The sequence below is a fragment of the Pusillimonas sp. MFBS29 genome, assembly GCF_020687695.1.
GTDB lineage: Bacteria > Pseudomonadota > Gammaproteobacteria > Burkholderiales > Burkholderiaceae_B > Pusillimonas_C.
This window is the reverse complement of sequence record NZ_JAJEWL010000003.1, coordinates 201,163-215,500: the sequence shown is the minus strand read 5'-3', so window position 1 is coordinate 215,500 and position 14,338 is coordinate 201,163. Positions and strand designations below refer to the sequence as shown.

Annotated in this window: 13 protein-coding genes and 2 pseudogenes; 4 read left to right on the top strand and 11 right to left on the bottom strand. The window is 52.7% G+C overall.

Translation table 11 applies throughout. The features are described from left to right. The first annotated feature begins 76 nt into the window (after nucleotides 1–76). Nucleotides 77–961: a LysR substrate-binding domain-containing protein gene (locus tag LKR43_RS06050; protein ID WP_227683084.1), complete on the top strand. Its 885-nt coding sequence runs from the start codon at nucleotides 77–79 to the stop codon at nucleotides 959–961. Between the two features lie 123 nt (nucleotides 962–1,084). After that, nucleotides 1,085–1,474, top strand: a complete 390-nt coding sequence (locus LKR43_RS06045; protein ID WP_227683083.1) for a RidA family protein — start codon at nucleotides 1,085–1,087, stop codon at nucleotides 1,472–1,474. Nucleotides 1,475–1,490: 16 nt separating this feature from the next. Here LKR43_RS06045 and LKR43_RS06040 read toward each other — a convergent pair whose 3' ends face one another. The 9 genes from LKR43_RS06040 to fdxA all read right to left on the bottom strand — a co-directional run bounded on the left by LKR43_RS06040 (nucleotide 1,491) and on the right by fdxA (nucleotide 10,790). Next, nucleotides 1,491–2,441, bottom strand: a complete 951-nt coding sequence (locus LKR43_RS06040; RefSeq protein ID WP_227683082.1) for a LysR family transcriptional regulator — start codon at nucleotides 2,439–2,441, stop codon at nucleotides 1,491–1,493. A 31-nt stretch (nucleotides 2,442–2,472) separates the two neighbouring features. Beyond that, nucleotides 2,473–3,465, bottom strand: a complete 993-nt coding sequence (locus LKR43_RS06035; protein ID WP_227683081.1) for an NADPH:quinone oxidoreductase family protein — start codon at nucleotides 3,463–3,465, stop codon at nucleotides 2,473–2,475. Between the two features lie 50 nt (nucleotides 3,466–3,515). Continuing rightward, complete coding sequence (locus LKR43_RS06030) at nucleotides 3,516–5,663, bottom strand: acetate--CoA ligase family protein (protein WP_227683079.1); 2,148 nt, start codon at nucleotides 5,661–5,663, stop codon at nucleotides 3,516–3,518. Nucleotides 5,664–5,684: 21 nt separating this feature from the next. Further along, a complete protein-coding gene (locus LKR43_RS06025) occupies nucleotides 5,685–6,701 on the bottom strand; it encodes a 3-hydroxyacyl-CoA dehydrogenase family protein (protein WP_227683078.1) in 1,017 nt (338 codons plus the stop codon). Nucleotides 6,702–6,752: 51 nt separating this feature from the next. Next, nucleotides 6,753–7,148: a RidA family protein gene (locus LKR43_RS06020; RefSeq protein ID WP_227683076.1), complete on the bottom strand. Its 396-nt coding sequence runs from the start codon at nucleotides 7,146–7,148 to the stop codon at nucleotides 6,753–6,755. 41 nt (nucleotides 7,149–7,189) lie between these two features. Then, nucleotides 7,190–8,161 carry a tripartite tricarboxylate transporter substrate binding protein gene (locus tag LKR43_RS06015; RefSeq protein ID WP_227683074.1) on the bottom strand — a complete coding sequence of 324 codons (972 nt, stop codon included), beginning with the start codon at nucleotides 8,159–8,161 and terminating at the stop codon, nucleotides 7,190–7,192. Between the two features lie 59 nt (nucleotides 8,162–8,220). After that, a complete protein-coding gene (locus LKR43_RS06010; RefSeq protein ID WP_227683072.1) occupies nucleotides 8,221–9,558 on the bottom strand; it encodes a (Fe-S)-binding protein in 1,338 nt (445 codons plus the stop codon). A gap of 108 nt (nucleotides 9,559–9,666) precedes the next feature. After that, on the bottom strand, nucleotides 9,667–10,443 hold the full coding sequence (locus tag LKR43_RS06005) for a ferredoxin--NADP reductase (protein ID WP_227683070.1): 777 nt from the start codon (nucleotides 10,441–10,443) through the stop codon (nucleotides 9,667–9,669). 8 nt (nucleotides 10,444–10,451) lie between these two features. Further along, a complete protein-coding gene (fdxA, locus tag LKR43_RS06000; RefSeq protein WP_227683069.1) occupies nucleotides 10,452–10,790 on the bottom strand; it encodes a ferredoxin FdxA in 339 nt (112 codons plus the stop codon). A 273-nt stretch (nucleotides 10,791–11,063) separates the two neighbouring features. On the opposite strand from fdxA, the gene LKR43_RS05995 reads away from it, so the two are divergent. After that, nucleotides 11,064–11,444, top strand: a complete 381-nt coding sequence (locus LKR43_RS05995; protein ID WP_370632073.1) for a hypothetical protein — start codon at nucleotides 11,064–11,066, stop codon at nucleotides 11,442–11,444. A 101-nt stretch (nucleotides 11,445–11,545) separates the two neighbouring features. Here LKR43_RS05995 and LKR43_RS05990 read toward each other — a convergent pair. Further along, a pseudogene (locus LKR43_RS05990) lies at nucleotides 11,546–11,860 on the bottom strand (integrase core domain-containing protein); the annotation flags it as partial. An 81-nt stretch (nucleotides 11,861–11,941) separates the two neighbouring features. On the opposite strand from LKR43_RS05990, the gene LKR43_RS05985 reads away from it, so the two are divergent. Further along, nucleotides 11,942–13,228: an IS110 family transposase gene (locus tag LKR43_RS05985; protein WP_227683067.1), complete on the top strand. Its 1,287-nt coding sequence runs from the start codon at nucleotides 11,942–11,944 to the stop codon at nucleotides 13,226–13,228. Between the two features lie 225 nt (nucleotides 13,229–13,453). On the opposite strand, the pseudogene LKR43_RS05980 reads toward LKR43_RS05985, so the two are convergent. Continuing rightward, nucleotides 13,454–14,259, bottom strand: a pseudogene (locus LKR43_RS05980) (IS3 family transposase); the annotation flags it as partial. Nucleotides 14,260–14,338: the final 79 nt, after the last annotated feature.

Genomic DNA, 14,338 nt, shown 5'->3' with positions numbered 1-14,338 from the left:
ATTTATACTTAGTTTATATAAATAATAAGGTAACTCGCACTCGGATGCGCTTACAAAACAAGGACGCTCCCTCACTATGGAACTCAGATATCTGCGTAGCTTTATTGTCGTAGCTCAGGAAAAGAGCTTTACTCGCGCTGCCCGCAAACTCAATATTGCTCAGCCACCACTCAGCCACAGGATCCGCGAACTGGAGGGCAAACTGAACGTCAAACTATTTGAGCGCAGCACACGCAGCGTGGCATTGACCGAAGCGGGGGAAGTTTTTTTGACGCATATTAAGCCTGCTTTAGACGCCATCGATTACGCCACACAAGCATGCCAGCGTGCACAACAGGGTGAAATCGGTCGTTTAAGATTGGGATACACTGGCCGTGCAAGCCAAGCACACCTTCCAGGTCTGCTTAGCCGTTTTCGTCAATCACACCCGGATATCAGTCTGGATATCCAAGGGCCATGGCCGACTGGCAAGCTACGTTTTGAGTTGCTTGAAAAAAAGCTTGACGCCGCCCTGTGCTTTTTACCCCTTGCGGGGACGGGTATTATGACGCGACAACTCTCTGAAAATGAATTCGCCGTCGCCTTGCCAAGCTCGCACCGCTACGCGCGATCCGAACAATTATCTTTGCAGCAATTAAAGGATGAGTCTTTTGTGGCGTACCCGTCAGGCCGAGGCTTTTATTTGCGACAAGCTATGGATGAAGCCTGCGCGGAGGCGGGCTTTGTCCCGCACGTCATTCGTGAATCTGAAGCCTCGCAAACACTATTGTGTCTTGTCTCTGCGGGCGTTGGTATTACTATCGTCCCGTACGAAATCAAAGCACTGGCTGTTGAAGGAGTTGTTTTCAAACCATTACCGAACAGCAGTCGACGTCTGCAGCATGGGTTGGCATGGCTGCAGAGCAATAACAATCCAGTATTGCAGCATCTTCTGGATGCGGCCGAATCACTTCTGAAATAATCATCCAAAGATACCGCAATAAATAACACATTGCATGATGAGGACGCGGAAGTTCTGGTTGTTGGGTCACGGGCCCACTGACGTGTAACGATCGTTTATTTTCACTAAAAGGAGATAATTAGTATGACCCGCACATCGTTAAATCTTGGGAAAAATTGGGAGCAAAAGGTCCCGTTCTCACTGGGAGTTGTCGTTTCAGGTAAATTTCTTTTCACTGCCGGAATCACAGCCCGGGATAACGACGGAAACGTCGTTGGTGTAAATAGCATGAGGGAACAGGTTGCGCAATGCTTTGCTAACTTGTCTGAAGTGCTGGATGCTGCGGGTGCAAGCTGGGCGAACGTCGTGAAGTACACAATCTATACGACGGATATTCAGGATTACAACGAACACACCAAAGATATACGCACACCGTTTTTCGTGGATGGGCCTGCTGCAACCCTGATCGAGGTGCGTAAGCTGATTGACCCCAAAATGCTAGTGGAAATCGAGGCCATCGTGCATATTGACTGACCGAGGTTCCTTGTGTTTAAGTTTCGTCGTCCCCGGGCGTTGACGGTTGGGTACGACGGGACTCTTCGGCAGAAAGTAAACGCAAGGCAGCAACCAGCGAAAGCAGGTTGGGGTCCCGTTCCCGGGATCGCATAAAGCAGGCGCCAACGGTCTGGGGAATGTTGAATTTCTCAGCCACCGGAACAAACGATACGTTGTTTTTGAACATTTCCCGTATCCGGCCATGAACCAGGGCACAGGCCACACCGTTGGCAACCAGATTCATCAGCGTGAAAATGTCTTCGACTTCCATGACGACTTGAGGTTGAAACTCAATAAAGTCGGCTCTGAGGCGCGCGGTTGTAAACGGACCTTCGGTCAGTGTCGCGATTTTTTCTTCAAAGCAAACCCCAAGATCAATTTCGGACATTGATTCGTAGGGCGATCCCCGTGTCACTGCAAAGTAGACGGAATCTACAAAAATGGGCAAAGACACCATGTCCGAGCCTATTTTATCTACTTCGGCAAATACAACATCCAGTTTGCCGGTACGCAGGTCGGGAAGCAATTCGTTTTTTGCGCGTCCCAGTTTCAGTTCACAACGCAAGTCTGGCCGACGTTCGGCCATGGTTATAATGACCTTTGGCATCCAGGAATGCGTCAGTGAATAAAGCGAACCAATTTTAAGTTCGTCGGATGCATAGCCGGCGACTCCCCGCGCTGAGTTGACTCCCGCTTCCATCCGATCAAGCACTTCTTCGGCAGCTTCAGCCAAAACATGTGCCGCTTCACTTGGGATCAGGTTTCGGCCAACGCGCCGGAAAAGGGCCACACGCAAGCTTGTTTCCAGGGAACGGATCGCCCGGTGCACACTGATAGGATTGCTGTCCATCAGTTCGGCGGCTTCGGCCATACTGGTTGTTTTCATGTAGGCCAGGAATAACTCCAGCCTTTTGAACGACAGTTCTTCGTTAATCCTAAAGCTCATGCGTGCTCCGTAAATTGAAACAGCCGGGCTGTTATGCGTCTATCGACTCACGGGGCAGAATAACAAGTTTTCCGGTGACACGTCGCTCGATCACGTCTCGTAGCGCAAGAGGAACCTCGTCCAGCCGGTATGTTTTGGTCACAGGCGGCTGCACATGCCCATCGTTATAGTATTGAATTAATTCGTCCAGATGGCGCTGCGCCTGCGTTTTGTCTTTTCGTAGGAAAGCGCCCCAGAATACGCCGACAATCGATGCGCTTTTCAGCAACGGAAGGTTAAGGGGTAGTCGGGGTACATCACCCGCAGCAAAGCCGACAACCAGGTGACGGCCACCATATGCGATAGAACGGAAAGCCGTTTCGGAAAAACTCCCGCCTACCGGATCGAATATGACGTCAATCCCTTTTCCGTCGGTCAGCGATTTGATTTTTTCCCGTAGATCGTCTTGTTCATAATTGATGACATGGTCGGCTCCGTGTTGTAGACACAGCTCCAGTTTCTCCGCGGTCGAGGCAGCGGCAATGACTTGCGCACCCATGGCTTTGCCGAGCTCAATTGCAGCAATGCCAGTGCCGCCTGCTGCACCCAGCACTAATAAGGTTTCACCTTTTGCCAGTGCGGCCCGTTCTTTAAGCGCATACAGTACGGTGCCGTAGGCGAGCACATACGCAGAGGCAGTCGTAAAGTCCATGGCGTCAGGGATGTGAACGATACGTTCTTCGACCACCACGGCTTCTGTTGCGAAGCCGCCCCATGTAAACGTGCCGATCACGCGGTCGCCGACCTGGCAAGCCGTTACATCGGAGCCGATTTCTTTTACGATACCCGCAACCTCGCCACCCGGGGAAAAGGGCCGGTCGGGCTTGAACTGATATTTGTTCTGAATGATGAGCGTGTCGGGAAAGTTGACCCCGGCGGCGTGCACATCCATTAATACTTCACCTGGACCAGGTTTTGGTCCTACAACGTCTTCTACAACCAGGGTCTCGGGCGGACCCCATTCTTTACAAAGAATCGCTTTCATCAATTACCTCCTAAGGCAGGACGTGTTGTGGCACGCCTGGTCCCGCCTGATTATGCGGCACACGGTACGGGCTTGCGTTGAGTCGCAACACGAATGACGGCATCGACAGCAACGACCTTGTCGGGATACACGCGCAAAGGGTTTATTTCGATGACGTCAAGGTCGCCCTGCAGTGCATGTGCCAGATCAGCAAGCTTTAATATGCTGTCTGTGATTTTTCTAACATTCACCTGTGGTGAGCCTCTGAAACCGTCAAGCAATGGCCATGCACGCAGTGATTTCAGCAGTGCGGTGGCATCAGATTGCGTCAGGGGCAACGGTGCTTGCGCTACGTCGTTTAGTAATTCGACCCAGACGCCTCCAAATGCCACGCTTAAAACGGGCCCGAAGGTTGGGTCTTTTGTGACGCTTAACAGAAGCTCAATGCCTGCTTCAACCTGTTCCTGAACAAGCACACCCTCGATTCGTGCATCGGGAGCAGCGCGACGAACATTTGATGTAATCCGGTCAAAGGTACTGATAACCTCGGACGAGCTATTGAGGTTCAACGCCACGGCACCCAGTTCAGTCTTGTGGGCGATATCAGCGCTTAATACTTTCATTACCACCGGATAACCGATTTCTGCAGCAATACGCGCGGCCTGTTCAGAATTATGTACAACGTGCTCGGCAACCACTGGAATGCCGTACTGCGCAAGCAGCTGTTTGGCGTGATGTTCGTTCAGTTGTGTGCCGCTTTCAGCATTGCGCGGTTCAAGCGTGGTGTCTATCGTTAGGCGCTGAACATCGGCTATGTCGTCCTGCAGGGGTCGACCCGCATATTTTTGAAGGTTCTCGTGCCAGGTGGCAAGACTGGATAAGGCCGCAACCGCACGGGTCAGGTTATCGAATACAGGAACGCCAACGCGTTCTAGCTCATCTTGCCGCGTGGGATCGCCTGTTGCAATGACAGCGATCAGCTTCGACTGGGCGTTCGCAACCTGGCTAATCGCATCGGTCATGCGGTCTATCAGAAAGCCGGGGGCATAAACCACCGCGAAATCCACATCATTGTCATCCAGTATGTACGTCAGGGCGTCGGCCACGAAACTGTGGCGGTTCATGATGTTGCCGGTCAAATCGACGGGGTTGGCAACCATGCCGTACTGGGGGATTTCTGTTCGAAGCTGGCTCTGGATTTCATTGTTCAGCGTTGGCACCTGGACACCGGCCTTGATGAACTGATCGGACAGCAGGGCTCCCATTGCGCCAGATATGGAAAGGATCGCGACACGACGGCCGCTGTCTTTCTTGCGGAAACGAGCCATATAGCCCATGTCGGCAAGATGCTCTATGTCGTTGGCGGGCACAACACACAGACGTTCAAAAACGGCCTGGTATACGCCTTTTTGTCCGGTGATTGCCGCGGTATGAGAGGCCGCAGCGCTGGCGCCTTTTTCGGTGTCGCCTACTTTAAGGACGGACATTAATTGGCCACGATCACGCATTGTTGCGGCAACCTGGCAAAAATTGTCGCCGTCACGCACGCCTTCTACATAGCCAAGAATGGCCTGGGTGCCGGGTCGGCCTGCCAGGTATTCCATGTACTGCGAAAACTCGACACAGGCTTCATTACCGGTATTGATGACCACACTGAACTGGACGCCCTTGCTGCGACCTGCAGCGTACACGGCAGAACTGACGCTGCCACTTTGTGTAATCAACGCGACATCGCGCGGGCCAACAGGGGGTTCAACCGTACGATAGACGGACGTAAAGGTACTGTATGCGTGGATATCCAGATTGGCAAAGCCCATGCAGTTAGGTCCGGCCACCAGAATGCCGCTTTCCTGCGCATGTCGTTTCAGTTCTTCTTGAAGCGCCTGGCCTTCGGCATCGCCTTGCTCGGCATACCCGGCTGCAAAGATGACCGCAGCACGGATCCCTTTTGCGCTGGCATCTTTTAATGCAGTCACGACTTCGGATGCGGCCACAGCGATGATCAGCAGATCAACCGAACCGGGTAGCGACGCAATGTCCGGGTAGCATGTCAGTCCCCCGATTTCAGGGTACTTAGGGTTGATCGGATAAATTTCCCCTTTAAAGCCATGTTTTTGCAACAGGACAATGGGGACGCCTCCCAGGCGCTGCGGGTTTGCCGAGGCACCCAGAATTGCAATAGAGGCAGGATCGACTAGAGGCTGAAGGCTGTGAGTCATAAAGGCGGAAAATTCAATGTGTTAGATAGGCTTGGGATCAAAAATATGTTCGGGCATGCTGTTTACGACTTTCCACAACTCTTCATCCCGTGCCTCCTGGAGTTCGCCAGGAGTCCGGTTGCCATAGTCATAAAAACCCCGGCCTTCTGCAATTCCTACCGCACCTTGCTCGACACGTTCGGTCAGCAAACGGGGTGCGCGGTCAACAGGGGCATCAACCATCGCAGGGTCCTGAAGATTGCGTAGGCTCAAGCCTAATCCGGTGTAGTCATAACGCTGCATGACACCTAGAATTTGCATGCGTGGCGCCAGGCTTGCACGTACGGCTACATCTAGGGCCTCGACAGAAATGACCCCCGATTCAATCAGGTAGAACGCTTCCCGGCCTAAGGCGCGCAGCAAACGGTTGATAACAAAACCGGGCGCAAAACTGTCAAGCAGCACGGGAGTTTTGCCCAGTGACTTCAGTATCGATGCCGTTTCATCACGCACTGGCGAATTGCTGTCCTCGGGGCCAAGTACTTCGACTAAAGGCAGGATGTGTGGCGGTGCAAACCAGTGAGCTACCACCAGACGGTCCAGAACGTCGGGCTCAACAAGCTTGAACACGTTCAATGTTGATGTGTTGCTCCAGATGACGGTGCGTGGCCCGCAGGCTTCGAAAACTTCAGCGAATACGGTTCTCTTGATGTTTTCGTTTTCGGTGACGGCCTCGATGACAAGCGTTGCATCAGCGTAGGCATTCGGGGTCATTGGGCTGGCCGATACGCGGCTTAGTGCGTCAGCGGCCTGCTCGCGTGTACACAAACCCAGGTTTGCGCGTAGCTCGAGGCTTTCTTTTAGCGACGCCATGCCTTTTTGGAGCATGGCGTCTTGTACATCACAAAGCGTCACACGATAACCATGCATCGCAAAAGTGTGAGCAATGCCGGGCCCCATGACGCCTGCACCAATGACTACGATGTGCGCGTCAGGACCGAAGTTCTGGCCCGACAGCGTCAAACGCGAGGAAGAGGAACTGGAAGTATCAGCAAGCACAATGAAAACCCGACAAGTGAATTACCGGATAAAGCGTGAAGCGAGCTTCGCTTAGTCGAGCATCGCGATGGCTTCGACTTCAAGCAGAAGTTCGGGGCGCGCCAAAGACTGAACGCCAACCATGGTGCTTGCGGGGCGGCCTTCATCGGCTAAAAACGAGGCACGGGCATCCCGTATGATCATCGCTTTATCCAGATTCAGGTCACAGACAAACAGCGTGGTCTTGATGACGTCATCCCAAGTGGCACCACATGCCTTAAGGGCGTTTTCGATATTGGTATAGACCTGCGTTGTCTGGGCTGAAAGATCGCCCTCTCCGACAACCGTACCGCTGGTGTCATAGGCGACTTGTCCAGAAATATAGACCGTCTTCGCGCGGGACGATACCGCAACGTGCGAGAAGCCTCCGGGAGCGGGCAGCGTGTCAGGGTTATAAGTCTGCTTCATGTTTATTTCCGTGATTGGGATAATGGACGATCATTCAGTAGCTATAGAGTGTTGGCAAGCCCGAGTCGATTGATCAGTTCTTCTTCGCTTTTATAGAGTTCTTGGACCCATGTGGCATATTCTTTAGGTGGGATATAAAGGACGGGTTTTACATATTCACCTAGTGCGTCAAGCACACGCTGTTCTTTCAGCGATGTTTCGATTGCATCGGCTAGCACCTGAACGGTTTCCGGATCCATGCCTTTTGGCCCTGCAATACCCCATGGTGATTCCGAAACGATGTCATAGCCCAGCTCTTTCAGCGTGGGCACATCAGGCCAGCGTTCAGAGCGTTTCTCGCCGTATGTGGCAAGCAAGCGTACCTTTCCGGCATCAACGTGAGGCGCAAAAGTGGCTGTGCCGGTGCCGACGTCCACGTGTTCGCCCAGTACGGCAACCAGCATGTCAGCATCCCCTTTATACGGGATGTGGTTGACGTCCACGTCGGCCAGTTGAGCAAAGTTCGCGAACAGAAGGTTGGGGGATGCGGCAACACCCGTTGACGCGTAATTTAGAGCACCCGGATTTTTCTTGGCATAGTCCACAACATCTTGGACCGAATGGAACGGCGAGTTTGCCGGCACGATCAGCCCCAGGGTGTACCCGGTTACGTTGCAGATAAAGGTGAAGTCTTCAGTGAAATCGTATGTAGGCTTGGCCTGCATATGAGGCATGCGGACCATCCCGATGGGAACCTGCGTCAGCGTATAGCCGTCAGGTTTTGCATTGCGAATGGTTGTTGCAGTTAACGTACCCCCGGCGCCGGGCTTGTTCGCGATAATGACCGGCGTATCGAGTGTTTTTGCCATCGAGTTTGCGATCAGACGCATGATGGCGTCTGTGGCGCCGCCTGCCGTGAACGGGCAGTACATCGTGATAGTTTGTGACGGGAATGTAGTTAATGCTGCTAAGCTTGGCCGGGCGAATCCGGCTGCGACGGCCGCGCTGCTTATTATAAAATTACGGCGATCCATGATGTCTCCTTATTGTTGTATGCCTTCCGGTCTAAAAATACTACTTCATGTCATTGCTACTAAGCCTGTGGTGCAAAACGACACAGCCCACCCTTAAACTCGGCGGACGTGAATACTTCGGGCAGAACAGCGATGAGCTCTTCCGTGTCGATATCAATGTTGTTGGCTTCCAGATAGGGTTTCGCCTCATGTACCATCTGTTCCCAGTCGCCAATGGCCCGATAGGGCTCTACGGTATCCGGACAGGGCTCAAGACCCATCGCACGGACAAGAATGTCGGTGTAGTTAATCGTCTGGAAGCCATGTTTACGGCCGTCTGATGACAGTTGTAAATGACAGGCATGATACAAAGTGACGAGGGCGTCGATGTCGTTACATTTGCTCCGTTCTACCGTCTTGGCACGATAATGCTCCTTCATTTCCAGTGCTTTTTCAGAACCTGATGCACCACACATATAAGCGGGTTCCTGCAGTTCTTCGACTATCGTCAGGCCGGGTACGGCGCGTAGCAAGCGCATTACCGCGGCCCCGACTTCAGGGACGCCGCTGTGCGTGTGCACGGCAACCTGCATGTTGACCGGAGTCGTGAAGCGGGAAATCAGTTCTTCTTCGCGTTCAAGTAAAAATTTGGTGATGTGGTCGAAGCTGAACTCGACTTTACGATAACCTTTCAGTGTTTCTGTCAGGTGTATCTGACAGGTTGGGCACCAGTTCAACACCTTTTGTGGCTTGAAATCACCAAATTTATGCAGCGTCCGTTCGGTGACACGCCCACCCGTCTTGAGGTCGCCCTCCCACTTCGAGTGCACGACGCCGCAACACGCCGATGTTCCGCCCATGACTTCGTAGTCGACATCAAGCTCGTCCAGCATTGTCATTACGTTAAACAAGACATGCGGGGTGCGGATCGGATTACAGCCTGTATAGAAAATAACGTCTGCATCACGAACCGCTTTGGGCCTGAGCAGGCGCGCGACGTCGTCCGGGATCAGTTGCATTCCAACCATTATGCGAATGGCACGCGCCATCTTGCGAAAGGCGTAAGGTGTTTTGTCTTTGTTTTTGGCAACTTTTGAGTTGGCCATGCTGATCAGTTGCCTGACATTGATGTCTTCAGGGCATGCTGGAATACAGTCGCCACAGCCGTTACAGGTGCTGATCCATTTGTCTGCGTCGGCCGACATGGTGACATCGTCACGCAGCGAGCTCAGCACATCAGATATCACATCTTTTGGAGCGGCATCGGAAAGCCCGGAAAATGGGACAGTGGGGCATACTTCAACGCAACGTCCGCAGCGGGTGCATGCCGAAAAAATGTCATCCAGAGTCTGGTTAACAAAGGTCTCCATCGTCAAGGGATTCTCAGCGGGCTTGACCCTACTAATTGCTTCTGTCATGTCTGTCTCGCTCCAGGTAGTGTCCATGAACGTTAAACGGACTGTAGTCTTAAAGTCCGGGGGTAATCAATTTCATATCAGTCCAGATCGTTACGTCTGGTGTAATGATTATTGTTCTGCGAATGCTTTTTCGATTACAAAATGACCTGCCACGCCGCGCTGTTCAGAAGGCTTGAATCCTTTGCTTTCCAGCAGCTCGGTAAGATCCTGCAGCATGCCGACGCTGCCGCAAAGCATGACACGATCAGTGTCCGGATTCAGCTTAGGTAACCCGCTTAGGCTGCTAAGCTTCCCGTTTTCAATCAGACTCGTAATGCGCCCCTGGGTGTGAAAGTCTTCCTGGGTCACAGTGGGCACGTATATCAGTTGTTCTTGCACCTGTTCGCCGACCAGCGGGTGCTCATGCAGTTCAGCCCGAATTGTGTTTTCGTACGCCAGGTCACTGACGTGTCGTACACCATGCACAAGCACGACCTTTTCAAAACGATCGTAGATTTCGGGTTGTTTGATGATGCTTAGAAACGGTGCCAGTCCGGTTCCCGTCGCGAGTAAATAGATGTTTTTACCTGGAAGAAGGTCATCAACGACCAAGGTACCAACGGCTTTCTGACTGACCAGGATTTCGTCACCGACCTTGATATGTTGCAGACGTGAGGTCAGGGGGCCGTTCGGTACTTTAATGCTCAGGAATTCCAGATAAGGGTCATAGGTTGCGCTTACAATGCTGTAGGCACGCAGTAATGGCCTTTCGCCATTGGGCAGCCCCACCATCAGGAAATGCCCGCTATCAAAACGTAGGGACGATGAGCGTGTCGTACGAAAGCTGAATAAAGAATCGTTCCAATGTTCCACTGAAAGAATCGTTTCGGGTGTGTGAGCAGCCATGTTTTCTCCTATGCTGTCCAAGGATCATTAGTACCAAATGCGGTTTCCAGTTTTCCAGATACTCCATTCCACTCTTCGGCGTCTGGGTTTGGTGGCGTCTTATAGCTAATGTTTGGCCAGATTGATGCGTACTTGCTGTTGAAGTGTCCCCACGGCGCTGTCGTTTCATCAACGTCAGGCTTGATCGCTTTTGCCGGGCATTCAGGTACACAAACGCCACAATCGATACAGACAAGGGGATCAATGACCAACATGCTTTCACCTTCATGAAAGCAATCCACCGGACAAACCTCGACACAGTCCATGTATTTGCACTTAATACAGTTTTCGGTCACGACGTAGGGCATGAAGTTATCTCCGTTGTATCTTTACGCTTAAGCAGCGTTTTGTCAGGAGAACGCTCTGTCAGTACGCCGCTGGATAACGTCATCATAGAAATCGGCACAATGCGTATCAATATCATGTAGGGCACAATATGTACGTTAAAGGAAACAATGGTCTCTTCAATCGCTGAGCGAGCTCGGTCGTTTACGCTGCAAGGAGAAAAAAATATGGCGACAACCGCTTCAAAGAACTTGGTCGACTGGATCGACGACCATTTCGACTAACAGGTCGCTTTTTTGCAAGATCTGGTCCGCATACAGACCAATACTCCGCTTGGCGAGAATGCCCCGCACGCCGATGCCGTGGCCACGGCTCTGGAACAACTGGGCTGGGCCGTCGAAAGACACGCTGTTCCGGCAACCCGGGTCAGCGACTATGGCATGCAGCCCATTACCAACCTGATTGCGCGCCGACGCTACAGTAATAACGGCCCCGCGATTGCACGGAATGCACAAGGTGATGTTGTACCCCCCGGTGATGGCTGGACTTGTCGCCCCTACGATGCCGTGATCGAAAACGGCTGTCTGTATGGTCGTGCAGCGACCGTATCCAGAATCGGCGTCCTACTCTTTGACCACGGCGGATGGATTAAATTTCGGACGTGCATTCCTATGTAAACGATTACAATCAAACATTACGTTTTTTTTTAGTTGTTAATTATTGATTCGGTGATGGCAGAAAAATTGATTTATAGAGTGCTGACCTGTCCGGGAATTTCCTACCAGTGGCAACTAGAGATTCCGGCCGGGTTGGTTAATTGATTGCTTAGTGTTCCCACGAACTGCCGTGGGGTCAGGTAATTCAAGCTGGAATGCGGTCGGATCTCATTGTAGTGGCGGCGCCAGTCATCGATGATGATCCTGGCCTCCAGGCGGTTGCGGAACCATTCCATGGACAAGCATTCATCCCGGAATTTTCCGTTAAAGCTTTCGTTGGTACCGTTTTGCCAGGGTTTTCCTGGCTCGATCAGTACCGTTTCCAGTTGCTCGCTCACAGCCCATTGCAGTAATTGAGTGCTCACAAATTCCGGGCCATAGTAAGTGCAGAATGATTGTCAGCCAAACAAGGTGACAGGCATCCTTAGGTTTCTCTAGGACCTGCGGAGGACACCAAGATGGCTGACATTACACATACTACGACTAAACCGCATCTGCTCGCGATCGACATAGCCAGACGATTCAATGCCGTTTTCATTGAGTTGGCTAGCGGCGAGCAACGCCGTTTCAAGATGACGAATAGCGCACAGGACTTTGATCGTTTGGTGCATTTCATCAACGCCACAGCAGGAGTTTGGCGTGCCGCGCTCGAACCCACGGGTGACTACCATCGCCCGATTGCACACCGCCTGATTCAGGCGGGTGTGGAGGTGGTCATTGTCTCCTCTGTCGCTCAGTCCCGATATCGTGAAGCGAAATTTAACTCCTGGGACAAAAACGACCCCAAGGATGCTTCGATCATTCTGGATATGCTCAAGCATGGCATGGTGATGCGGTATGTTGACCCCATGGTCGCAGGGCATCACGATCTGCAAGAGCTATCCAAGACATACTATCAAGTCACTCGCGCTAGAACTAAGGTCTTGCACGCCATTGTCAATCACCACCTACCGCTGTACTTTCCTGAAATGCAGCGATATTGGCAGACCACACGGATCGAGTGGTGGCTCAGATTTATGCTGGAGTTCCCAACGCCTGCCCACGTCCGACGACTGTCGAAGGAAGCATTCATCAAGCAGGCCTGGGAATTAGTCGGCAGAAAGGTGGAAAAGACCGCCAAGTTAACCGAAATCTGGCAGATGGCTGAACACTCGGCAGCTTTGCCGCATGCACCAGACTGTTTGGCTGTGGAGACGTTTCGGATGTCGTTGCGCCAAGCTCAACATCTGAATGAGCTGCGACGCAGCCTCGAGCAATGCGCCCAGGAGGTTTTGACCTCAAACAAAGATTACGAGCAATTGATCAGCCTGCCCGGCATTGGCCCAATCATTGCGTTAACAGTACTTGCAGAAGTCGGCGATATCAGACGTTTCGCCCATCACCGACAATTCTTGAAGTACTGTGGCTTTGATCTGGCGAAACTGCAGTCCGGCTCTCAACGTGGACGTGAGCAGCTGTCCAAACGGGGTAATGCACGTTTGCGACTCGCGTTCTGGATGGCCGGACAGGTGGCTATCCGCCTTCGTGAGAACGCCTTCAAGGACAAGTATGACCGCTATATCCGTTCAGATCCGGGAAACGCCGATCTGCGTCGGAAGGCGCTGACCGCTGTCGCAGCAAAAATGGCCCGTGTTGCGTACAGCATTATCAAGTCGGGCCAACCGTATCAACGTTTTTACGAACAAAGCTTACCCAGCGGATCGATCCCTCTCAGTAGGGCCGTGGAGGCAGCGCCGTATCACTGACCTCGTAGATAATGCTTGGACCTTCCGCTGGGCCCTCAAGCTGTTTTAAGTACAGTGAAGACCTGCGAATCTCGCCAGGATCTTGTTTCTACTATGGTGAGCTGCTCGGACCCATATAAGCGGAAATGGCTGGGAAGTGCTGGATGCTCTTTTTTTGTAACGCTGGCGTAAAGCCCGCGCAGGATGGCTGTTGTGTTTTGCCAATCAGGGTCTTGCATTTAGTACGTTATCGCTTCGTAGATATTTCGGAGCCCCATGAAGGCTTACCAAGCGGCTCAATACCTCAATGACGCGTGCCGCCCGGATACTGCCGGCCACATCAATCGCCAGGCATTCTCGCGTGTACTCATCGACCACCGTCAGGCATTTCAGTGTCTGACCATTGGCGCAGGCGTCATACACGAAATCGTAGCTCCAGACACTGTTTTTGCCGGTGGGCAGACAAGGCCGGGGGTGCGAGGCCGCTACCCGGCGCCGCTTGCGTTTGGCAGGCACCTGAAGACCCGTTTCGCGCCACAGGCGCGAACAGCGCTCCTGACCGACATGGAGTCCTTCGCGACCTAGAAATATACGGATACGGCGCGAACCAAATCGTGGGTATTGTCCTGAGAGGCGTCGCATTGCCTCAATGACGGGAGCGTCCTTCACGGGCATCCTCAGCGTGTAATACAAACCGGAACGGGAAACATCCATCAGCGCACAGGCCCGGCGTTGCGATACACCACGGGAAATGGCATATCTGGCCTGATCAAGCCGGGCCTGCACGCTCACCACTTTTTTGCGTTGATCTCCTTCATGACGTCGATTTCGAGCTCCCGGTCAACCAGCAGCTTGCGCAGCCTGGCATTCTCGCCTTCCAACGCTTTGAGCCGTTTGACTTCGTCGGTCTCCATGCTGCCGAACTTTTTGCGCCACGCGTAGATCGTCGCCTCACTCACACCGTGGCGCTTGGCTACCTCGGCTACAGTGTCCTTGTCGGTCTCGCGCAGGATCCTGACGATCTGCTCGTCGCTGTATCGCGTCTTCTTCATTTGCCTCTCGCTATCGAAGAGGCCATTATCTCAAGTTACCTTGGATCGAAAAAGCCGGGACAGGTCACTCCCGTTTCAT